This window comes from Tenacibaculum lutimaris (assembly GCF_003610735.1).
In the GTDB taxonomy this organism is placed as follows: Bacteria; Bacteroidota; Bacteroidia; order Flavobacteriales; family Flavobacteriaceae; genus Polaribacter; species Polaribacter lutimaris.
This window is the reverse complement of the sequence record NZ_RAQM01000008.1, coordinates 343,131-366,341: the sequence shown is the minus strand read 5'-3', so window position 1 is coordinate 366,341 and position 23,211 is coordinate 343,131. Positions and strand designations below refer to the sequence as shown.

The 23,211-nt window shown below is 31.0% G+C and carries 22 protein-coding genes; 8 read left to right on the top strand and 14 right to left on the bottom strand.

The window, feature by feature from the left end; genetic code table 11:
• Positions 1 to 681 precede the first annotated feature (681 nt).
• The 6 genes from C8N26_RS08130 (at position 682) to ilvA (ending at position 8,472) form a co-directional block, all read left to right on the top strand.
• A complete protein-coding gene (locus C8N26_RS08130) occupies positions 682 to 1,569 on the top strand; it encodes a branched-chain amino acid transaminase (protein ID WP_120186854.1) in 888 nt (295 codons plus the stop codon).
• A 1-nt stretch (position 1,570) separates the two neighbouring features.
• Entirely contained in the window at positions 1,571 to 3,247 is a 1,677-nt protein-coding gene (ilvD, locus tag C8N26_RS08125) for a dihydroxy-acid dehydratase (RefSeq protein ID WP_120186853.1), read from the top strand.
• A 165-nt stretch (positions 3,248 to 3,412) separates the two neighbouring features.
• A complete protein-coding gene (gene ilvB, locus C8N26_RS08120; protein WP_120186852.1) occupies positions 3,413 to 5,146 on the top strand; it encodes a biosynthetic-type acetolactate synthase large subunit in 1,734 nt (577 codons plus the stop codon).
• A 6-nt stretch (positions 5,147 to 5,152) separates the two neighbouring features.
• Positions 5,153 to 5,680, top strand: a complete 528-nt coding sequence (gene ilvN, locus C8N26_RS08115; protein ID WP_120186851.1) for an acetolactate synthase small subunit — start codon at positions 5,153 to 5,155, stop codon at positions 5,678 to 5,680.
• A 19-nt stretch (positions 5,681 to 5,699) separates the two neighbouring features.
• Complete coding sequence (gene ilvC, locus C8N26_RS08110) at positions 5,700 to 7,202, top strand: ketol-acid reductoisomerase (RefSeq protein WP_120186850.1); 1,503 nt, start codon at positions 5,700 to 5,702, stop codon at positions 7,200 to 7,202.
• A 4-nt stretch (positions 7,203 to 7,206) separates the two neighbouring features.
• Positions 7,207 to 8,472 (top strand): threonine ammonia-lyase IlvA, encoded by a 1,266-nt coding sequence (ilvA, locus tag C8N26_RS08105; protein ID WP_120186849.1) that lies wholly within the window; start codon positions 7,207 to 7,209, stop codon positions 8,470 to 8,472.
• A 142-nt stretch (positions 8,473 to 8,614) separates the two neighbouring features.
• Here the strand turns inward: ilvA and C8N26_RS08100 are convergent, their stop codons facing one another.
• Complete coding sequence (locus C8N26_RS08100; protein ID WP_120186848.1) at positions 8,615 to 8,980, bottom strand: YchJ family protein; 366 nt, start codon at positions 8,978 to 8,980, stop codon at positions 8,615 to 8,617.
• Between the two features lie 13 nt (positions 8,981 to 8,993).
• Positions 8,994 to 9,353 carry a hypothetical protein gene (locus C8N26_RS08095; protein ID WP_120186847.1) on the bottom strand — a complete coding sequence of 120 codons (360 nt, stop codon included), beginning with the start codon at positions 9,351 to 9,353 and terminating at the stop codon, positions 8,994 to 8,996.
• 113 nt (positions 9,354 to 9,466) lie between these two features.
• Between C8N26_RS08095 and C8N26_RS08090 the strand changes: the two genes are divergently transcribed.
• A complete protein-coding gene (locus C8N26_RS08090; protein ID WP_120186846.1) occupies positions 9,467 to 10,369 on the top strand; it encodes a DnaJ C-terminal domain-containing protein in 903 nt (300 codons plus the stop codon).
• 2 nt (positions 10,370 to 10,371) lie between these two features.
• Positions 10,372 to 10,662: a chaperone modulator CbpM gene (locus tag C8N26_RS08085; RefSeq protein WP_120186845.1), complete on the top strand. Its 291-nt coding sequence runs from the start codon at positions 10,372 to 10,374 to the stop codon at positions 10,660 to 10,662.
• A gap of 81 nt (positions 10,663 to 10,743) precedes the next feature.
• On the opposite strand, the gene C8N26_RS08080 is transcribed toward C8N26_RS08085, so the two are convergent.
• The 12 genes from C8N26_RS08080 to C8N26_RS08025 all read right to left on the bottom strand — a co-directional run bounded on the left by C8N26_RS08080 (position 10,744) and on the right by C8N26_RS08025 (position 23,153).
• The gene (locus tag C8N26_RS08080; RefSeq protein WP_120186844.1) at positions 10,744 to 11,595 is read right to left on the bottom strand and encodes a hypothetical protein; all 852 of its coding nucleotides are present in this window, start codon (positions 11,593 to 11,595) and stop codon (positions 10,744 to 10,746) included.
• Positions 11,596 to 11,697: 102 nt separating this feature from the next.
• Positions 11,698 to 12,744: a DKNYY domain-containing protein gene (locus C8N26_RS08075; RefSeq protein ID WP_170141636.1), complete on the bottom strand. Its 1,047-nt coding sequence runs from the start codon at positions 12,742 to 12,744 to the stop codon at positions 11,698 to 11,700.
• Positions 12,745 to 13,162: 418 nt separating this feature from the next.
• Positions 13,163 to 14,071, bottom strand: coding sequence for a hypothetical protein (locus tag C8N26_RS08070; protein WP_120186842.1), 909 nt, complete (start codon positions 14,069 to 14,071; stop codon positions 13,163 to 13,165).
• Positions 14,072 to 14,333: 262 nt separating this feature from the next.
• On the bottom strand, positions 14,334 to 15,959 hold the full coding sequence (locus tag C8N26_RS08065; RefSeq protein ID WP_120186841.1) for a hypothetical protein: 1,626 nt from the start codon (positions 15,957 to 15,959) through the stop codon (positions 14,334 to 14,336).
• Positions 15,960 to 16,136: 177 nt separating this feature from the next.
• Positions 16,137 to 17,243, bottom strand: a complete 1,107-nt coding sequence (locus C8N26_RS08060; protein WP_120186840.1) for a toxin-antitoxin system YwqK family antitoxin — start codon at positions 17,241 to 17,243, stop codon at positions 16,137 to 16,139.
• Between the two features lie 93 nt (positions 17,244 to 17,336).
• Positions 17,337 to 18,554, bottom strand: a complete 1,218-nt coding sequence (locus tag C8N26_RS08055; RefSeq protein WP_147418492.1) for a hypothetical protein — start codon at positions 18,552 to 18,554, stop codon at positions 17,337 to 17,339.
• A gap of 89 nt (positions 18,555 to 18,643) precedes the next feature.
• On the bottom strand, positions 18,644 to 19,300 hold the full coding sequence (locus C8N26_RS08050; protein ID WP_120186838.1) for an NADase-type glycan-binding domain-containing protein: 657 nt from the start codon (positions 19,298 to 19,300) through the stop codon (positions 18,644 to 18,646).
• Between the two features lie 127 nt (positions 19,301 to 19,427).
• A complete protein-coding gene (locus C8N26_RS08045; protein WP_120186837.1) occupies positions 19,428 to 19,988 on the bottom strand; it encodes a hypothetical protein in 561 nt (186 codons plus the stop codon).
• Between the two features lie 134 nt (positions 19,989 to 20,122).
• Complete coding sequence (locus C8N26_RS08040) at positions 20,123 to 20,884, bottom strand: DUF2314 domain-containing protein (RefSeq protein ID WP_120186836.1); 762 nt, start codon at positions 20,882 to 20,884, stop codon at positions 20,123 to 20,125.
• Between the two features lie 70 nt (positions 20,885 to 20,954).
• Positions 20,955 to 21,452, bottom strand: coding sequence for a hypothetical protein (locus C8N26_RS08035; protein ID WP_120186835.1), 498 nt, complete (start codon positions 21,450 to 21,452; stop codon positions 20,955 to 20,957).
• Between the two features lie 234 nt (positions 21,453 to 21,686).
• On the bottom strand, positions 21,687 to 22,193 hold the full coding sequence (locus tag C8N26_RS08030) for a hypothetical protein (RefSeq protein ID WP_120186834.1): 507 nt from the start codon (positions 22,191 to 22,193) through the stop codon (positions 21,687 to 21,689).
• A 57-nt stretch (positions 22,194 to 22,250) separates the two neighbouring features.
• A complete protein-coding gene (locus C8N26_RS08025; RefSeq protein WP_120186833.1) occupies positions 22,251 to 23,153 on the bottom strand; it encodes a hypothetical protein in 903 nt (300 codons plus the stop codon).
• Between the last annotated feature and the right edge of the window lie 58 nt (positions 23,154 to 23,211).

Sequence of the window (23,211 nt, the reverse complement as noted above, 5' to 3'; positions counted from 1 at the left end):
AATACTCAGTTTTGTGCAAGGAAAGACTAGCGTCGGTTATAAGACCGCACTAAAAAACTGGGTATGTTGTTGTATATTTTATTTGTTTGCATAATGGCGCAAATCTATAAAATAAATTTTGATTAATGCTATATAAAAAACAAAAAGTTTTATAAGTGTAAGGAATACAGAGGGTTAGTAAGTGTTTTTTCTAGAAGGAAAATGAAAAAGTTAAAAAAATATTAGGATAACTAAAAAATAATTTCAAATATTTGTGGCAACAGATGAAAAAACAAATTTTAAATATCATTTCTATTATTGTCATTGTGATTATTTCACAAGGATAAGGAAGCGGTATTTAATAGTTTAACATATAAATTATAAGAAGGCTTCCTAAATTTAGGAAGCCTTTTTTGTTGCAAAAAGCATGAATCAATTTTTTAACATCGTGGTAATTATTATTGTCATTATTAGCTCTCCACCGAGTTAATACAGATGGTTATTACCTATAAGAAAGCCTGTATCTAACTCAAGATACAGGCTTTTTTTATGCTTCTGAATATCATAATGAATAGGTGTTAAATATTTGGTTTTGAGTTTTTTAAGTGTTTTTGTGAGTAGATGAGAATCATTGAAGCCTTAAAATAGAAGAAAGTAAAGTAAAAAGCGAAAAATAATTTTGAACAGTAAAAACAACTAAAAATGTACTATAACGAGGAAACAGTAATTTTTTTCAATGGAGAGTTTATAAAAGCGAAAGATGCTAGCGCTAATTTGTATAGCCAGAGTTTACACTACGGAAACGGAGTTTTCGAGGGAATTAGAGCTTACAATACAGCTGAAGGAGCTAGAGTCTTTAAGTCGTATGAGCATTACAAAAGACTAAAGTTTGGCGCAGAAGTAATGAATATTCAACTAGATTATTCAGAAGAAGAACTCACACAAATTACGTATGAATTATTAGAACGTAATGGTTTGAAAGATGCATACATCCGTCCGTTAGTCACTACTGGAGCCGATATGAGTTTGTTGACTTCTAAAGAAACAAACCTAATTATCCAGTGTTGGGAATGGGGAAAATACATGGGCGATAAATTACTACGTGTAAAAACGTCTTCTTTCCAACGCCCGAATCCGAAATCATGTTTTGTAGAAGCCAAAGTAACAGGACACTATACAAATTCAATATTATCAACTAACGAAGCAAAAAATAATGGGTATGATGAAGCACTATTATTAGACATGAACGGTAATGTAGCAGAGTGCTCAGGAGCCAATGTTTTTATGCAAAAAGATGGAAAGCTATACACTCCACCAAGGGGTCATATCATGGCAGGAATTACACGTGCTACGGTTATCGATTTGTGTAAGGAAGAAGGAATACCTGTTGAAGAAAAGCACTTTACACTAGAAGAATTAAAACAGGCAGATGCTTGCTTTTTTACAGGAACAGCAGCTGAAGTGGTAGGGTTACAATCGTTAGACGATTATCAATTTCCACTAGCGTGGGAAAAATCACACGGACACAAACTAATGAAATTATACAAAGACGAAGTATTAGGCTTACGTCAAAAAAGAAAAGCAAGCTAACATGGAACTAAACAAATTTAGTAAACAAGTAACGCAAGATGATACGCAACCGGCAGCACAAGCCATGTTGCATGCCATAGGATTGTCTAAATCAGACTTAGAAAAACCGTTGGTTGGAATTGCAAGTACAGGGTACGAAGGAAATCCGTGTAATATGCACTTAAACGATTTGGCAAAATTGGTAAAAGAAGGAACCGAAAATGCCGATTTAGTAGGGTTGATATTTAATACCATAGGGGTTTCTGACGGAATTTCTATGGGAACTCCGGGGATGCGTTATTCACTACCATCTCGCGATGTAATTGCCGACTCTATGGAAACCGTAGTGCAAGCAATGTCGTATGACGGACTGGTAACCGTGGTAGGATGTGATAAGAACATGCCAGGAGCCTTAATGGCAATGTTGCGTTTAAATCGTCCATCAGTTTTAGTATATGGAGGAACTATTGCTTCAGGATGTCATGAAGGAAAAAAGTTAGATGTAGTATCAGCTTTTGAAGCATGGGGAGAGAAAGTAGCAGGAACGATTACTAAAAAAGAATATCAAAGTGTAATTGAAAAAGCATGTCCAGGAGCAGGAGCTTGCGGAGGAATGTACACTGCAAATACCATGGCATCAGCGATTGAAGCGTTGGGGATGAGTTTACCGTACAATTCATCCAATCCTGCAATTAGTGATAACAAAGAGCAAGAATGTGTAAAAGCAGGTGAAGCACTACGTGTATTACTTGAAAAAGATATCAAACCATCAGACATTGTTACTAAAAAAGCTTTAGAAAATGCTGTACGATTGGTAACAGTTATGGGAGGTTCTACTAATGCAGTACTACACTTTTTAGCCATAGCTAAAGCTGCAGGAGTGAAGTTTACCTTAGAAGATTTTCAACGTATTTCTGATGAAACTCCATTTTTAGCCGATTTAAAACCTAGTGGGAAATATCTAATGGAAGACGTACACAGAGTAGGTGGAACACCTGCAGTTTTAAAATATCTACTAGAAAAAGGTTTGTTGCATGGAGAGTGCTTAACAGTAACAGGTAAAACATTAGCCGAAAATTTAACTGCAGTTCCGAGTTTAACAGACGGACAAGATGTAATTAAACCTATAGAACAGCCTATCAAAGCTACTGGGCATTTACGAATGCTCTACGGAAATTTAGCTAAAGAAGGTTCGGTAGCAAAAATAACAGGAAAAGAAGGATTGTATTTTTCTGGAAAAGCAAAAGTTTTTGAAGGAGAATACGAGGCTAATGATGGAATACGAGACGGAAAAGTTGAAAAAGGGGATGTAGTTGTAATTCGTTACGAAGGCCCAAAAGGAGGTCCTGGAATGCCAGAAATGCTAAAACCAACTGCTGCTATTATGGGAGCAGGATTAGGTAAAGAGGTTGCTCTAATTACAGATGGTCGTTTTTCAGGAGGAACTCACGGATTTGTAGTAGGGCATATTACACCAGAAGCACAAGAAGGTGGGGTAATCGCTTTGGTAAAAGATGGAGATACCATAACCATCAATGCAGAAACCAATACAATAAACTTAGCTGTTTCTGAAGAAGAATTAGCAAAGAGAAAACAAGAATGGACAGCTCCACCTTTAAAAGTAAAAAGAGGAGTACTATATAAATATGCAAGAACAGTAGCATCAGCATCCAACGGATGTGTAACCGACGAATTTTAATCGCAGGGCGATAGCCAGAGGATTAATTTCCAGAGGCTTGCCTAAAAGTGTTTGATTTTTAGAAAAAAACATGAGAATTAAGATTCAATACTAGACCTAGTAGTGTTAAAAATTTAATAAAATAACTAAGCATATAGCTAAAAGCTAAAGCATAAAGCTGAGTTTATGGAAACAAAAACGAAACAACAAACAGAACAAGAAACAACACAAAAAGTAACCATTACAGGTGCAGAAGCTGTAATCAAATGTTTATTAGCTGAAGGAGTCGATTTGTTATACGGATATCCTGGTGGTGCTATTATGCCAGTTTATGACGAGTTGTATAAATATCAAGATAAATTACATCATGTATTAACACGTCACGAGCAAGGAGCCACACATGCAGCACAAGGATATGCAAGAGCTACAGGTAAAGTTGGTGTAGCCATGGCAACTTCGGGTCCAGGAGCAACGAATTTAATTACAGGTATTGCCGATGCGCAAATAGATTCTACTCCAATGGTATGTATTACAGGGCAAGTAGGAGCACACTTATTAGGTTCTGATGCTTTTCAAGAAACCGATATTGTGGGTATTTCAACTCCTGTTACCAAATGGAATTATCAGATAACGAAAGCTAGTGAAATTCCTGAAGTAATGGCGAAAGCATTTTACATTGCTCGCTCGGGACGACCAGGACCTGTGTTGGTTGATATCACAAAAAATGCACAGTTTGAAGAATTTGATTTTGAATATAAAAAATGCACTTCAGTGCGAAGTTATCAGCCTGTTCCGAATATGGATATTCAAAGTGTTGAAGCAGCGGTTGAGTTAATTAACAATGCAGAAAAACCGTTTGTAGTTTGGGGACAAGGTGTGATTTTAGGTGAAGCAGAAGAAGAATTTAAAGCGTTTATAGAAAAAGCAGGAATTCCATCGGCAAGTACTTTATTAGGCTTATCAGCTTTACCAACTAAGCACCCATTACATGTTGGTATGGTAGGAATGCATGGTAATTATAGTCCGAATAAACTTACCAATGAATGTGATGTGTTAATTGCCATCGGAATGCGTTTTGATGATCGTGTTACAGGTGATTTAAACCGTTATGCGAAGCAAGCAAAAGTTATTCATTTTGAGATAGACCCTGCGGAAGTTGATAAAAATGTAAAGACAGATATAGCTGTTTTAGGAAATGTAAAACAAACTTTAGCAGCAGCACTTCCTCTTTTAGAAGAAAATTCACACAAAGAGTGGTTGCAAGAGTTTAGAAATTTAGATGCGGTAGAATTTGATAACGTTATAAAAAACGACTTGTTTCCAACGAAAGAAGGGTTGACAATGGGAGAGGTTATCAAACAAATCAATGAAGCATCAAAAGGGAAGGCTATCGTAGTTACCGATGTAGGGCAACATCAAATGATAGCGAGTCGCTATGCAGAATTTAACCAAACTAAAAGTAATATTACTTCAGGCGGATTAGGAACCATGGGATTTGCTTTACCTGCAGCTATTGGTGCTAAAATGGGAATGCCAGAGCGTGAAGTAGTAGCAGTAATAGGTGATGGTGGTTATCAAATGACCATACAAGAGCTAGGAACTATTTTACAAACCAAAGCAGCAGTTAAAATTGTGGTGCTAAACAATGAGTTTTTAGGCATGGTACGTCAATGGCAACAGTTATTTTTTGATAAACGATATGCTTCAACTGTAATGACCAACCCTGATTTTGTTGCGATAGCTAAAGGGTACCATATGGCAGCGAATAGAGTAACTAAAAGAGAAGATTTGGCAACTGCTGTTCAAGAAATGATACAATCTAAAGAAGCTTACTTCTTAGAGGTTTGTGTAGAAAAAGAAGATAATGTATTTCCTATGATTCCAACAGGGGCGTCAGTATCAGAAGTTCGATTAAAATAAGAAAATATGAGCACAAAAAACACCTATACAATCTCAATATATACAGAGAATAATATTGGATTATTGAATAGAATATCAGCAATATTTCAACGAAGACATATTAACATAGAAAGTATTAATAGTTCTTCATCAGAAATAAAAAGTGTTTCTAGAATTACACTTTTAGTAAAGATTACTGAAGAGCAAATGAAAAAAATTATCGGACAGATAGAAAAGCAAGTGGAAGTAATTAAAGCTTTTTACCATACTGATGAAGAAACGGTGTATCAAGAATCGTGTTTGTTTAAATTGAGTACAGACTTATTGACCGATAACGATGATATCCAAACCATTATCAATCAAAGTAAATCAAGAGTCATTAATGTGAATAAAAACTTTTTTGTCCTTGAAAAATCAGGAAGTAAAGAAGAGGTAGAAGAACTCTATCACATTTTAGACAAACATGGTATTAAGCAATTTGTTCGCTCAGGAAGAATTGCCATTACGAAAGAAGAAATGCCAGTATCAAAACTATTACAATTAATAACAGTATAAACAAACAACACAAATAAAAATGAAAAATTATTTCAACCAATTATCATTAAGAGAGCAATTAGAACAATTAGGAAAATGTAGATTTATGAATGCTGATGAGTTTTCAGACGGAACAGCAGTATTAGAAGGTAAAAAAGTGGTAATTGTAGGATGTGGAGCACAAGGATTGAATCAAGGATTAAACATGCGCGATTCTGGTTTAGATATTTCATACGCATTACGAGAAGCAGCAATTAAAGAGCAACGCCAATCTTTTAAAAATGCAACTGAACACGGTTTTACTGTAGGAACTTACGAAGAGTTGATTCCAACTGCTGATTTGGTGTGTAACTTAACACCAGACAAACAACATACGCAGGTAGTAAATGGAGTAATGCCATTAATGAAATCAGGAGCAACCTTATCGTATTCTCACGGATTTAATATTGTTGAAGAAGGTATGCAAGTACGTAAGGATTTAACAGTAATTATGGTAGCCCCTAAGTGTCCTGGAACAGAAGTAAGAGAAGAATACAAACGCGGATTTGGAGTACCAACGTTAATTGCTGTACATCCTGAAAATGATCCTGAAAATAAAGGTTTAGCACAAGCTAAAGCCTATGCATATGCAACAGGTGGTCATAAAGCAGGTGTATTGGAGTCGTCATTTGTTGCTGAGGTGAAATCAGACTTAATGGGAGAGCAAACCATTTTATGTGGGGTGTTACAAACAGGATCTATCTTATCATTCAATAAAATGGTTGAAGAAGGAGTAGAACCAGCATATGCTTCCAAATTAATTCAATACGGATGGGAAACTATTACCGAGGCTTTAAAACATGGAGGAATTACAAATATGATGGATCGTTTATCGAATCCTGCAAAAATTAAAGCCTACCAACTTTCTGAAGAATTAAAAGAGGTACTAGAGCCTTTGTTTAATAAACACATGGATGATATTATGTCTGGTCATTTTTCAAAAACGATGATGGAAGATTGGACGAATGACGATGTAAATTTACTAACATGGCGTGCAGCGACAGGAGAAACTCAGTTTGAAAAAACAGCGGCAACTTCCGAAGAAATTTCAGAACAAGAGTATTTTGATAAAGGAACTTTGTTAGTAGCTTTTGTAAAAGCAGGAGTAGAGTTAGCCTTTGAAACCATGGTGAAATCAGGAATCATTTCTGCATCGGCTTATTACGAATCACTACATGAGTTACCACTAATAGCAAACACTGTTGCTCGTAAGAAATTATTTGAAATGAACAGAATTATTTCTGATACTGCTGAATACGGATGTTATTTATTTGACCATGCAGCGAAACCATTGTTAACTGATTTTATGAAACAAGTAAGTACAGATGTTATTGGAAAAGAGTATAGTATTTCCAATGAAGTAGATAATCTTGAATTAATTAAAGTGAATAAAGCAATTCGAAATCATCCTATTGAAGAAGTAGGAGCAGAGTTGCGTGAGGCAATGACTGCAATGAAAGTAATCAAAACAAGCGTCAATCAAGAAGAACCTGTTTTAGCATAACACTATGGAAGTTCAAAAAGAAACTTATTTTCCAAAATTAGAAGCAATACAACAAGCTGCTGCGACTTTACAAGAAGTCGTAGCAGTTACCCCGCTGCAAGAAAACTTTAACTTATCGCAACAATTCAATGCAAACGTCTTTTTAAAGAGAGAAGATTTACAGCAAGTCCGTTCGTATAAAATAAGAGGAGCCTATAATAAAATTAGTTCCTTAACGGAAGATGAATTAGTAAACGGAATTGTATGTGCTAGTGCAGGTAATCATGCACAAGGAGTTGCCTTAGCGTGTAGAAAAAAAGAAATATATGGTACTATCTACATGCCAGCACCTACACCAAAACAAAAGGTAGAACAAGTAAAAATGTTTGGTGGCGATTTTGTAGACATCCAGTTAATAGGAGATACATTTGATGATGCTTACAAGGCAGCAAAACTTTTATGCGATAGTTTACAAAAGACTTTTGTACATCCATTTGATGATGAAAAAATTATAGAAGGACAAGCAACCGTTGGTTTAGAAATTTTAGAGCAATCACAACAACCTATCGACTATGTTTTTGTACCTGTTGGAGGTGGTGGATTGGCTTCTGGTTTATCAAGTGTTTTTAAGTTATTGTCTCCAAAAACGAAGATTATAGGAGTAGAGCCTGCTGGAGCACCTTCGATGAAAAAATCGTTAGAAGAAAACAAAAATGTTGTATTAGAAAACATAGATAAGTTTGTTGATGGGGCAGCAGTACAGCAAGTAGGGGAGTTAACCTACAGAATTTGTCGAGAAAATTTGTCAGATATGATTACCGTTCCTGAAGGAAAAGTGTGTCAAACGATATTAGAAATGTATAACAAAGAAGCCATTGTAGTAGAACCTGCAGGAGCTTTGACCATAAGTGCACTTGATTTTTACCAAGACGAATTAAAAGATAAAAATGTAGTATGTGTTATTAGTGGAAGTAATAATGATATCACTCGTACTGCCGAAATAAAAGAACGCGCATTGTTGTACGGTAAATTGAAGCATTATTTTATCATTCGTTTTCCACAACGTGCTGGAGCTTTAAAAGAGTTTGTAGCTGAGGTATTGGGAGAGAATGATGACATCACTTTTTTTGAATATTCTAAAAAAACCAATAGAGAAAACGGACCAGCTGTAGTAGGTATAGAATTAGAAAAGAAAGAAGATTTACAACCGTTAATTCGTAGAATGAAAGAGCGTAGTTTTTATGGTGAATATCTAAACGATAAACCGAATTTATTTGAGTTCTTAGTGTAATTTTTATTAGGACTGTCTAAAAAACAGCGTCATTTCAAATGAAATAAAGCAATCTTATATAAAATCCAAAATAGGATTAACAGATTACTTCGAAATTAAAATTTCTCGTAATGACAGTAGAAACAATGTTTATTAGACAGTCTTATTTTTGACCAAGATATACCCAATGGTCATTCTCTTTACAAAAAAGAGAGTTTTCATGGATCACATCAATATTGCCATTCTCCATAAAGAAAGCCTTGAATTCAACTGTGGTTTCTGTTGTGTGTAGCACCTCTAGCTTTATCCAGTTAACAGATTTTGTCCATGCTAAAATTTCTTTCTTTTCTCTTTTAGAAGGTCTGGTGCTACTATGGTGACTTTTTTGTAGGTAGTCAATGTTAGCTAGTACAAAAGCACTGTATCTTGAACGCATTAAAGCTTCAGCTGAGGTAACTGAATGAATGTTTTGATGTGCTTTTTGGCAGCAATCACTGTATTTTTTATTTGGGTTGCAAGGACATTGCATGGGTAGTTCTCTCTTAGTTAATTAATTGAGGTTGTTCCTGTATTCTAAAACAACGTTCTTCTCCAAGAAATAATGGATTTCCATGTTTTTCAGACCAAAATCCATCTAAAATATTTTTAGAAAGACAAGAATACACAACTACACCTTTATAAATAGTATTATCATAACCGGTATAGTTAAAGTTAATAGCTAAAATATTGTTCTTAAAGAACCCTGTTCCAAATTGTTCTTGTTCATTATTAATAAGCCATTTGGCAATAATTCTGTTATTTTCATCAAGAGTTAAAGAAAGTGTTCCTTTATAAGTATTAGTACTTTCATCTTGATTGCTACCTATAATGTTATAGTTTCCTACTAAATCTTCAATCACCATTTAATCATCAATAAAAGCGCAAAAATACAAATAAAATCAGCCAAAGATTTTATTTGGCATCACATGATAATATTTCGTATATTTTGAAGTGTTTTATACTAGCTATCAATACTATGGATTTTATAGACTACTACAAAGTTTTAGGAATAGATAAAACAGCAACTGCTGCTGATATAAAAAAAGCGTATCGGAAACTAGCCAGAAAATATCATCCAGATACGAATCCGAATGACGAAGAAGCAAAGAAAAAGTTTCAGCAAATAAATGAGGCGAATGAAGTGTTGAGTAATCCTGAAAATCGAAAAAAGTATGATGAGTACGGAGAGCATTGGCAACATGCAGATGCTTATGAAGAAGCTAAGAAACAGCGAGGATATCAGAGTGGGTTTGGTGGAGGAGGTGCGTATCAACAATATTCATCATCTGGCTTTGAAGGAACCGATTTTTCTGACTTTTTTAATGCTGCTTTTGGAGGAGGAAGAAGATCAGGTAGACAAACAGCTCAATTTAGAGGACAGGATTTTAATGCAACTTTACAATTGAATTTAAGAGATGTGTATACTTCGCAAAAACAAGTACTGACTGTAAATGGCAAAAAGATACGAATTACGATTCCTGCTGGTGTGGAGAATGGTCAGACAATTAAAATAAAAGGTCATGGGGGAGAAGGGCTCAATGGAGGTCCGAAAGGAGATTTGTACATCACTTTTGATATTATTCCAGATATAAACTTTAAAAGAGATGGAGCTAATTTGTATATAGAGCAAACAATCGACTTATATACAGCAGTACTAGGAGGAGAGGTTGTAATTGACACTTTTGTAGATAAGGTGAAACTTAAAGTTAAATCAGGAACTCAAAATGGAACTAAGGTTCGGTTGAAAGGAAAAGGTTTTCCTAAGTATAAAAAAGAAGATCAGTTTGGTGATTTATATGTTACTTATAAAGTATCCATACCAACCAGATTAACAGAAGAAGAACGTGATTTGTTTACTAAACTTTCTAAATTGAAATAGATATGAGTGATAAAGAGTTAATAAGTGTACAGAAAGTTATTATTCATCATAATTTAGATGAACATTTTATAGAAAGTATTGAATCCTTTCAACTGATTGAATTTGTGGTAAAAGGATCTGATAGGTATTTATATACCGAACAACTGCCTACTTTAGAAAAAATAATCAGATTGTACTACGATTTAGAAGTTAATATGCAAGGTATTGATGTTATCAATAATATGCTTGATAGAATGGATCACATGCATAAAACCATTCAACAATTAGAGAATAAGCTTAAATTGTATGAGTAAATAATTACATTACTCTTTAAAAATTTAGAGAGTAATGTAATTATCAAACAGTTTGAAATGATGTTTAATTTTGGTGTTTGGTTATTTATGTTTACGACCAAACGGAGCTCTTTTAATTAAATATTTAATAGTACTGTGATATTTATCTAAACCAGACATAAAAGGTTTACGAGAAACAGAATAAATATTAGAACCTTCATCATTATAGATATCCATCGTAATTTTAGAATCATATGTATCTGAAGTAGTTGAATTTCCAGAGCTAATTGCTGTTCCTTTTTTCTTATCTCTATCTTTTTTAGATTTATAGGAAGTTACAGTTGAACCAGAGGTTCTTGTACCTGTATTTTCTATATCGTAAGAACCAAAAACGACATGTTCAACACCTAATAATATAGCCAATTCATCTGGTGACATAACTTCAAGTTGATCAACTGAAATATTATTTTTGGCTAAAGTTGTGTTTACAATTCTTGGGTCTACAATTTCAATCATAGGAGATTCTCCTTTTATTGTGTTAGAACAGTCGGTTTGAATCTGTCTACCAATAGCTTCCTTATCTATAGAAGGCATATTGGTTATAATTTTAAAGGGCAATACTGCCATTTTTCCTTTTCTATTTGTAAGGTTTGAGGTGTTTTTTGATAGCTCTGAAGTATTTTTATCAATCTTTTTTTCAGAGATTAACTGAGTTCGTCCACTGGAAAAAATAATTTTATTGACTTTAGCTCGCTTGATTTTATACTCTAAAGTTTCACCAGTAAAAGTAAATGTTATTTCATCATCATTAATAGCTGTTACTTTTCCTTTTCTTTCTTTTCCATCCATCATAACTAGGGTATCAGAACCATTTTGAGCGTTTGCCGAAAAAGAAAAAATAAACATTAAAAAAGACAATACAACAAGAGAGGTAGAGTTTATTAGATTTTTCATATTTTTTTAATTTTAGTTGAAATAAAAATACAAAAAAATCTAATAAACCGTTGTTTATATTGTTTTTGTAGAGGGAACTTACTGTTTCAATATTAATCAAGGTTAGTTATCTTCTACAATTTTGTCACCTCGGTAGGTATGGTTTTTATCTTTATATAACAAAGAATGCTTTTCGTTTGAAGGACCAAAAGTAGCTACATCAGCTTCTTTTAATAGTTTTCCGTAAACGTATACATGGTTTTTATCTTTTGAATAATAAGAAGTTTCAAAAATGCTAAAGGTATTAGGGTCAGCTTTTTCAATAACATCACTGTGATAGAATACATGATTTTTATCTTTAGAATACGGAAATTGAATGATTTTAAAAGTAGAGAAATCAACATTTTTAATTTTAACACCATCGTATATAACAGTATTATCAAAAAGTAAGAATTTATCTTCTAAAATGGTTAAATCATCAATGTTTTGATAAGGAATTGATGTTAGAGAATCTACTTTTTTACCATTTTTATATTCTTGAAAGTCGTAAATACTATTTTTATCTGCTATATATCTATCATTAATTTTTTTGCTTGTGGTAGGATCTATTGTTGTGGCAACTAACAATTCGTAGTTTTTTAATAAATATACCTGATTTTGATCCTTAGCAAAGTTTTTGTTTAAAACTTTAAAGAAATCATAATCTACATTTATAGGAGTGTAATTGTAAAAATAATGTTTATCATCTTTAGCCCAATCTTGATCAATTTTTTGAAATGTTTTAGGATTAGCTTTTGCTACCTTCCACAAATGTTTTTTCTCTTGATTTATTAGGTTAATATCTTGTGGCATATAGTTTATAGCAATGTATACATGGTTTTTGTCAAAACAGGTGTAATCATCTTCATGTACATAAAAAGTAGCGGTATCTACCTCATTATCTATAATATTACTTTTAAAGTATACATGATTTTTATCTTTTCCAAAGTCTCTTCCTAAAACTTTAAAGCTTTTAACATCAGCATTTAATTTAGTGTTTCCTAATGAAAACCAATTCCCCATAGGTGAATAACGAATGTCTTTTTTTGATTTTGAGTAGTAATAAGAATCTGAAACAGATTTGTCAACAGGACCCGCAAAAGGACTACAAGCTTGGGCAATAATTGCCATTATAAACAAGGATAATTTTGCTATAGGGGAGTGTTTAGCTCGTGTAATTTTTTTAATTATAGAATTCAAAATAAATATAATTATGATGATTGATATATAGGGATATTGTGTAATTAAGTTCATTAAGCAATTTATATTTTAATCGGTGTTCCTTGTTTAAAGTGAGGATAAAAGGAAATAGTAGCAATTCTTTATTTTTTCTTATTTAGCGTAAGCTAAAATAATATAAAATAAAAAAACGTACAATTGGTACGGTTAAATAAGATGTATTATTGGTTTTGATATGTAATGTCTCCAGCTATGAGTAGTTGCGTGGTTTAGCACTTAACTTTGCAAGTATACACCAAACTGAAAATCCTCGCGGATTTTCAGAAGTAGGCGAGAACAAGCAATTATTTATAGCCATTTTTGGCGGTAGTTATTTAATTTTTTCAAACTCGTTAATTTTTTCATTAACGCTCTCCAATGAATCTATATGACCTTGAATTGCATTCATATGTTTTTCTGTAACGTGTTCCATATCATTAAATGCAGATAATACTTGATTAGAAATCTCACTAATTTCGATTGTATTATAGTCTTCAGGAATGTATTTAGAAGCAATATTTATTAAAGGCACAATAAATCTATCTATGAGTAATTTTCTGTCTTTTAATCCATTGTTGTCAATTATCTCATTGTCTGCAAAAGTTTCTCCACGCAATTGAGTGAATTCAGCCATAAATTTGTCGTTGTCATTAAAACTGAATTTTTTAATCCCATTCTCGTTTATTATGCTTTCTGCTCTTGAATTGCATAGCTCAAAGTATTTCGTATATAGTAAACTCCTGTATTTATAAAACAGTTGTTCGTGATAATTGTACTTTTCAATATATGTTCGAACCTCACTTCTTAATGAGCCTCTGAAATCATAAAGAGTATAAAGGCTTGTAAAAAGTCTATTAATAACTTTTATATTTTCTTTATTCTGAAAATCGTACTTTTTGTAAATGTCTTTAACACTAATGAATTGAAGAAAGTCTACTTGTATTTCTGAATAAAATGAAAGTCTAAAATCCTGTTTTTCCATATATTCATTTAAACTTTCGATTTGTTTTAAAATTGGTTTTTTAATTTCTTCCAGATTGTTTTTCAATAATTCATTTTCCGAATTTTCAAGTTCTTTATTTTCTCTTTTTTTATCTTTTTGTTCTCTTTTGTAAACCGATTCCGAAACTAAATAAGCACCTACAATACTTGCAATGGTAAGCAATAGAGTCAACCAGTCAAACCAATTTGGTGTAAAGTCAAATATTTTATTATGGTGAAGAAAAATGGTTAATGTCATTTAGCTCGTTTTAATTAACGCCAACTCGTTATAAGAGAACAAAAACTACTTTTATCCGGAGTATTAAAGGTGATAAACGGAAGTTTTTAGCAATTTTTGTTCTTTTTTTATTAGCGTTAGCCAAGATAAAACAAAATAAAAAACCGCACAAAAATGTACGGTTAAATTAGATGTTTTTGAGCTTTGTAAAGCAAGTTTTTGAATCTATACTATATAAGTAATACGAAAACTTTCAATTTTTTATACGTAAATTATGTACGTATTACCACCCTGTTGATTTTTTTAGAATTATTTTATCTACTTTTTTTGTGTTTTCGGTAATTAATTTGTTGTTTTGATCATAAAGTAGGAAGCTTCCTCCGTTGTTATAGACGAGAATACCTTCGCCAGTATAACGCTGAATAAAAACATTGGTAAATGTTTTGTCAGATAGTAATAGGTTTTTTTCTGCTGATAATAATTTAAGCCCTTCTTTTCCTTTTTCTTTAGCAAGTAATATAGGCAAGCATAAGTACTCTATTTGTGAATAGGGAAGTTTAGAAATAGTTTGTTTATCTTGATCTAGATAATAATAGTCTCTTTCTTCTGTACTTTCTGTGAAAAAATATTTATCGGAATGATAGCCTGTATGATGTGATAAAAAGTGAACAGAAGAAGGAATTGAAGTAATTACTTTTCCGTCTTTGTCAATAAACTCTGTCTTGTCCTCTAATTTATGTAGGTAAAGTTTTTTTACTGATGATCCGTTTTTAAGTGTGGTTAAAAAGGTAATTGTATCTCTTTTACTTTCTATATATAAAGTAAAAGAATCAACATTTCCTTCTAAAGTTACTCTACTCTTAGTTTTTTTATGTGGATTATTATGGTTTTTTAAATCTAGGTATTTTAATGTAAGAAAAGCTTCCTCTTTAGTAGTTATTCTATTTATATATTCAACAGTACTTTTTATATAATTCAGTGTTTTATTATATTCTTGTATAGGTGTTTCAGTAGATAGATTACTAATGCTGAATTTAGTTTTTAAGGCTTTTCCTTCTTTATTGTAATAGTATGCTTCAAGATAAGGAGAATATGCATCTGGAGTTTCATACTCTACATAATTTTTCTCCATTTTAAGTAGTTTAAAGTCTCCTTTTTGTATTCCTATTTCATTTTTTTTAAAATGAATAGAATCAATTTTGGTTAAGTAATTAATTTTGAATTCTAGCTGTAAACTATCAACATGTTTCATTTTTTTTACAGGAATAGAATTCAAAGGGAATGAATGAGATTTGATAGGGGTTGGGTTGTTTTTTTTAGTACCATCATGGTAATAAACATTCATAATTCTCAAGTTCTGTTCAGAATGAGAGTTTAAAGAATAGTAGGGTAGGGTAGTTACTTTACTCTTAAAATTATAAGTAGAGAAACCACTATTCATCACTAGAGGTTTAATGTAAGATTTATTGTGTTCAAAAAGCTGATTAAAATAAGTACCTTTTTGTATAGTATCTCTATATTCTAAATGGTTGTTGTTAACTAATTTTAAAAGTATATTTTCCTTATTAGTGTATTTTTTTTCGTTAGGTAAGTATAATTTTATATTACTATTAATTCTTTCATTTATATCTTTTTGATGATTGTTAAGTGATTCAATGATACTACTTTCATTGTTTATGTAGTAATTTAAATTCTCATTAACTTGTTTCTTTAAATGATTAATACTTATAGTATCTAAAAAAGATTTTATTTCTTTTTCTTTTTTTTCGATTATGCTTTTGTCTTCACATAACTTTTCTTGTTCTATAACCATTAGTTCTGTAACAGGTTCTTTGGTAATCGTTTCCTGAGCTTTAGTAGAGCAAGAGTAAAGTAAACATAGTATGATTACTGATTTAATTTTAAACATAACAATTGTTTTATTTCCAAGGAGTATAATCTTTTTGATAGAGTGTCTGAATAAAGGACTTTATCTAAAACCGAGTAATTAGTTTTTAGAAAAAAATATTTAACGGATTAAAATTCAGAATGGAAACATCATTTTTAATAGGTGTTTCCATTCTGATTATATAGCTTTTTTTGGTACTTATTTATATTTTTTTTCTGAAATTTCTTTACCTATTTGGTATTCCGTTTCTTGTATAAGTTTTCCTGCTAAATTATAGTGTTTCCAAATTCCATCTTGTTCACCGTTTTTATAACTTCCTTCTGTACTTACTTTGTTTGCTTCATTGTAACTTTTATAAATTCCATTAAGAACATTGTTTTCGTAAGTTCTTTCAGTTATCAAACGACCAGTTTCACTATCAAAATTTTTCCAAACTCCTGTTTTAAAACCATGTTTGTAATAACCTACTTCTAGTTTTATACCTTTTTCAGTATATCTTTCAAAAAGATCTTCCTTTTTGCCATAAGAATAATTATGGACTTGATCCTTATGACCGTTTTTGTAGTAATATATTTCTTGTTGAATTTGGTCTTTACTAAATGTTTTCATGCTTAATAAAATACCATTTTGATTCCATGTTTTCTGTACTCCGTCTAATTTATAATCTTTGAGATTTTTTTCAATTTCTGGTTTTCCGTTTGAATAGTAACTTTTATGCCAATAACTACCGTCATTTGTATATTTACGTTCCCATTCTATTTTTCCATCTGCATCTTTCTGCTCAGAACGACCATAATGTTCTCCATTTTTATAGTTTTCAGTAATGAAGGAAGCAATATTAGAATTTGTTCTTACTTTTTTCCACCACTTTCCTTCAGCTTTTCCTGATTTATAGAATTCACGTACTTCTATTTCTCCTTTATCATTAAAATACTCCCATTTTCCTTCTTGATTTCCATTTACAAATTCGCCTTGAACATTAACCTGACCGTTTTGATGAAAACGTTTATATTTTCCATGAGTTTTTCCGTTTTTAAAAGATTTTTCACTCAATTTTCGTTCTTTGTAATCATAGTTGGTTTGGATTCCTTCTTTAGTACCGTTTTTAAAATGTGCATCAATAAAATTACCACGATTATCAGCAATTTTATAGTATCCATTTAACAAGTTATTGTTACTGTCTTTATACAATATTTGTTTACCAAATTGTTGTTCAACAATATCGTTTTGCATTACTAAATTTTGTGCTACAATTTGAGATGTTATTGTTAAACACCCAATTAATAAGATTTTTAATCTATTCATATTTCTAATTTTTTTATTTTTTTCTTCATCAATTAAAAAGGAATTTCTTTTGAACCGAGTAAGTATAGTTTATAAGTATTAGTTTTTTTTAAATTATTCGAAAACCCTTTTACAATCAAAGGTAATGAAGTTATTATCTTCAGAACTTTTTACTACTAAAAAAACATGTTTATTTTTTAAAGAATCCTCTAAGTATAATTTGAATCTAAAGTCTTGTCTATAATCTATATTGGTTGCTTTTAAACTGAATTCTGCGCTTTTATTATAATCTCTTGAGTTAAGGCTGTACCCATTAATAGGCATAGGTAATTTATTATGCCATTTATAGTTTCCTGAAATATTTTCAATTTTGGTTAAATAAGCTTTTTTATTACGATTCTTAAATTTGAAAAAAGTAGTGTCTCCTTCAACTAATTGAACTTCATGTTCATCTTTTATAGATAAGTAAGGACCGTCGATATACTTAATGTCTTTAACAGTATAATATATACCTTCTTTTTTTAAACCATTTTGATGTTTGTATACGTCATCTCGTATTTCAGGGGCAATTGTTTTTTTGAGTTTTTGTTTTGTTATTCTTACAGTATCTTTTTTGTCATATTTCATGTATGTTTCTTCCATTAATCTAGCTACAGGAGTATATGCTCTAGATTTAAATTTTAGAAGAATAATTTCGGAATCTGTTACTTCAATAACTTTCATGAAGTTCTTAAAAACACTATTATTTTCATGAGAAAGTTTGGAGCCAGTTATATAATGGTTTTTAGATAGATTGTCAATGTGGTAATTCATTTCTTCAATCCACCTTAGATCGTTTTTAATTCTATCTTTTTCATATTGTTCGTGTATAGCTTTTTTGTTAAGATAATTATTAATTTGTGTGTATATCGTGTAAATCGTAAACAAAGTACTAACGCATACTGATAATATATATAAATCACTTGTTTTATCTTTTGATTTAGCTTCTGTCTCGTTATATTTTTTATTCAGTTTATTTTTAATAATAAGATAAAAAATAGAATAAATAATAATTAATATTGTTTCAAGAAATAAAAAACCATCGTCAATAAAATGGTATAGTAGTAACACTGTAAAATAGAAAAAACTAGATATGAAGCAAAATTTTAAAAACAGCTGTTTCTTTATCCCACTTGTTATTCCTATAATGAAAGATATATTAGCTAAAAGTATTAGCATTCCAGGTAAATAATTTGCTGCATTAATAAATGAGAGGGCTTTGATGGATAATATTATGGTAATGTTGATTATTAAGATAATTCTTAAAAGATCATTTTTATTTTCAAGTTTCATTTTTTTTTGAATTTAAGTGTCTTTGTGTCTAATTTTAAAGAAAGGGATTACTATTTTTTATAGGAAATTCTATTGTAGTGTTTCTTCTTTTAATGTACTCCAACTCCTTCAAACATTAGCAAGCTTATGGCTGTGTCTTTAAACTTAATTCCTTTATAAACTTGAGTTATCTCAAACTTTAGCTTGGTTACTTTATTTGTAGGGAATTTTATTTCGCCGATATTAATTGTTTGAATTTCAAATGTATCTAAAAGGTTTAAAATTGCGTAGGGTTTATCGTTTAAGTAAACTTTTAGTTGTTTAACTCTAGAATTATTTTGCCAAGTCAGTTTATTTTTTTTATATCCGTTTGCTAATAAAATTCGATTAATTCCTAAGCTTCCATTATATTCTTTTATTTCACTAAAGTCAAAAGTATATTCAATAAATTCACCAATTCCATAATCAGATTTGCCTTCTACCCAAGCTGTGTTTTTATCAAAATCGTGGGCATTTTTAGGAGAGTAATTAATTCCTTTATTTTCTTTTAATTCTGATGAAGCTTTAATTGATTTTACAGAACCACCACAATACCAACTGCAACCTTTTAAAAATAATAATTCGCCAATTGGTTTACCTGAGGTATCATAATCATCATAGCCGAAAAAATCAGAGTCTTTTTCTTGAACAGCTTGAATTTTTTTTAATTCTTGTGAAAATAGAATAGTATTAAATGTTAAAAAGAATATTGTTATTATAATTTTCATATCGTTTTGTGAGTGTATTAAAAGGGGTATATAACCAACCGTTGGTTATTATTGATTTGTTTACTTTGTTTTCGGTTAAAAAAAGATGTCAGCAATTTTGGTTGGATTCGAACGTACAGAATTCTAATTATACATTGCTTTCCGTTATTTTTATTATTTTGGTTTCTATATCGTTAACTCTTTCAGTCCAATATTCCACTGCTTTTTTTAAATCTGTTTTCTTTTTCTTTTTGGTTCCAGTTGTAAATTCTTTTGGTAGATTGAATAGAAAATAATTGTTTTTATTCCAATCTTTATTTTTTTCGTTTTCATTTTTCGGTTCTACTCTTGTAGTCCAAAAACGTAGATTTTTAATATAAACCTCTTTTTTCTCTTTTAAAAAATCAATCAGTTTGTTTTTATCTTTTGGAATGTAGCCAGGACCAGTACACCCACAAGAATGAAATGTAATTCCTGTTTCATAAAGGTTTTTCATATGGTTCCATGCTTTTAAGTCAGACTTCTTAGGAGACTCGAAATCAAGCCCCATGTCTACTGTTGCTCCATTACATTCAGGGCATTTATAAGACTGTTTTTCAAATTCTCTCGAATCTCTATCAATATCTGTTAATAATCTTCTTTTGAATGTTTTTCTACATTCGAAACAAGCGTAATGTGGTTTATAAGCATTAATTCCGTATCGGCACATACTGGTAAAGGTCTTCTTGGTTATGATTAGTTGTTTGACTTAGTGGATACAAAATATACCAAACTGAAAATCCTTGTGGACTTTCAACTGTAGATAAGGGCTGTAATTGTTTATAGTCAATGTTTGTGATATTTTTAATTCAGAACATCTTTAATATGTTCCCAATTCATAAACTCAGCATAATCCAAAGCAGTTTTTCCGTGAGAAGATTTTACGTTTTTATCTGCACCCAACTCTAGTAAAACGTCAATGTTAGTTTTATTTCCAGCTATGGCTTCTTTATGCAAAAGATTAAGACCATTTTCATCTGCTTTTGTTAGCTCTTTAGGGTTATCATTCAAAAACTCTCGTACTTTATCACCCATATTTACACTCATTGGATGTTCAATTAAATTTTCTGGATTTTCTATTTGCTCAAAAACTAATAAAGGCTTATTGTAATCGCCAAAATCCAACCCCCAAGCATTATCATGATTTTTTCTTTCCGTATCATTCATCCCTGAACGCATAACTTGAATTGTAAACCCACCATAGGTTTTACCTTGAATAGATATCATCCAATCGCTAATTTCTTTTATTTTTCGTGTTACAAAGTCACCATTTTTGATATTAGTTAATCGATTAGGGGAGTTTACCAATTCACCAGTAATAATTTCACCATCAAAGTTTATGTTGTTAATCCACATATGCTCAATAACAGGTTCATTTAGTCCCTCAAATGTTTGTTCAAAAGGAATTTTAACCAAAGCAAAATCATGTGCTGGAATTATTCTTCGATATTCCCAATATAATTCTCTCCAAAAATATTTGAAATTCTTCTGAGCATCTTTTGATGCTTGCTTCATTAATTCATTTTGCTGAGCATAAAAAACTTTTTTTTCTTCTTCTTTATTCATATTAAATGGATTTTAAATATTCTTTTTCGCTTTATTATTATGGTTTGGTGAAGTATTGGTTGTAATATATTTACATAACACTTCTTTCTAAAGTTATGTCTTTTTTAAAAGTGATTGGTGTTGTTTTAATTGTTGTGTCTGGGTTGTTATGGTTTGACCCATTAATTAAGGTTCTGCCTGAAATTAGTACTTTAATAAATTTTGTATCAGATTCTAATATCTCAACCCTTAATTTTTCTAGACTTGTATGTTCAAAGTAATAAACGTTAGAAAGATTTTCTTCTCGGTTTTCATCCCAAGACTCAGTTTGTTCAATTATTTTTCCTTTGCAAAGGTTTAAAGAAGAGTTATCTAAAAGTGCAGTAGCTTCAAAATGCGGTTTAGGATCTAATATAGCTTCTTCTAGTTCAGGAACTCTAGTCAATGATTTCATAGTCTCAAAATAAATAGTAAACTCCCATAAGTTAGGTTCTACTTCGATTAAATTATAGTTAGCCTTTGATACTAAAAATTCTTCTTTACCAAATTCATCATGAATTAAACTAACTATTTCTTGTTTTGAATTCATATAGTTACAGATTTACACTGTGATATAACGGATTAACTAAATAAAATATAGTTTAGAAATTGAATTATTAATTATGAGATAATTAAAAAAATGAAATAGTAACTTTGAAAAACTGGACTAGTACTTTTCATAGGAGGCATTGTTGTGGTGCATTTTTTTTCTTTTTTTTCTTTTTTTGAAAATCCTTTTAAGTATTTCCGTGTTACATGAAGGCTTCTTGATATTCAATTAATTTTAAGGAAATTTCAATCTGAGTTCATTTACTTCTTTGTCGACTTTTATCCATTCAACTCTATCGTCAATGTCCTTTTCTACTGGATTAACTAACATAAACAGGTCAGTCAAATAAATTACTTCTACAGTTCTCTTATTGTACCCTAAGGCACCGATATCTTGCGTTTGAAATTCAACTTTCTTAAAGTTTAAATGTCCGTTTTGATAAATTACCTTTTGAGTTTTCCAAGCTGACGTAGAAAATACAATTTTTAAAGGGCCAATTATTAAAATTCCAATTAAGGTCAATGTCGGAATTGTCGAGCCGATTAGTTTCCATTTTTTTGATTTAAAAGCCCATAGATTCCAAACCAAAGTTAGAGGAGTCAATACCATAACACCAAAATATGAAAACGACTTTATTGCCTGATTTTTGATTTCAAATGAAGTCAACCAATCAAAGACAAAAAGTATAATCGTCAGAATGTATATTCCATTCAAAAGTGTCGATGTGTATTTCTTAATCATCATTTTAAATGCATCCCAACGTTGAGTATATACAGTTTAAGTTAGCAAACGTAATTATTAACAAATAGGTCTCCACATTTCAGTATTTTTAAGAAAATCTTTAAATGAATCAATTTTCATTCTTTTCCCTTTTTCTTTAATATAAAATGCTCCCTTATCTCGATTCCAACCTAAAATCAGCCAATCATAATGAATTTGAGTATAAACTTCATAAATATGTTTTAATTCTTGAAAACAAATAATCAATTCTTTTATATTTTCAAATTTACTATCACCTGTTCCAATTGCTTCATCAATAATTTTCTTATCTGCTTCTGAAATTTCATTTAAGTTATTGTTTAGCAAATTTTCTATACAGTTGCTCCCCTTTGTTTTAGAAGCAATTCTCCATATCTGAAACATTTTATGACTATATGTGAATTTGTTTTTTTCGGCATATCCAAATACAATATATTTTTCGTTCTCTACTTTAATTCCTAGAGGAATAGGTTTTATGAATACTTTTGTTTCTGTTCCTTTTCTTGGAATTTTAAAATCCAGATAGAAATATGCATTATGGCTTAAGTTTTCAATCTTTGTTTGAAAAAAACCATCTGCTCCAAAATCAAATGGAAATATAACAGATGCACTGTCACTTAGATATAATCCCTTTTGCCAAGAACATCCCCATTGGTATTTTTTAAGGAAAATATAATCATTTGAATTTGTTTTATATGCTCCAATTGTATTTTCACAATTACAACCACAAGTTGGCCAACTTCCAGAAACTTTTAAATATCCATTTTTAGAATCATCAATAATTTCATCATAATCGACTTTTCCATCTTCATCCAAGTCCTCAAACATTGAATAACAATCTTGTACTTGTTTCCAAAGTTTTTCGCTCAAAGTTTCATTGTTTTGAGCTTGTATTACTTGTGAAGTAAATATGAGTATTGTCAAAAAAAATGTTTGATTCATGATCTTGTCTTTTATGTTTGCTAACGGTCTCGGCTATGAGTAGTTGCGTGGTTTAGCG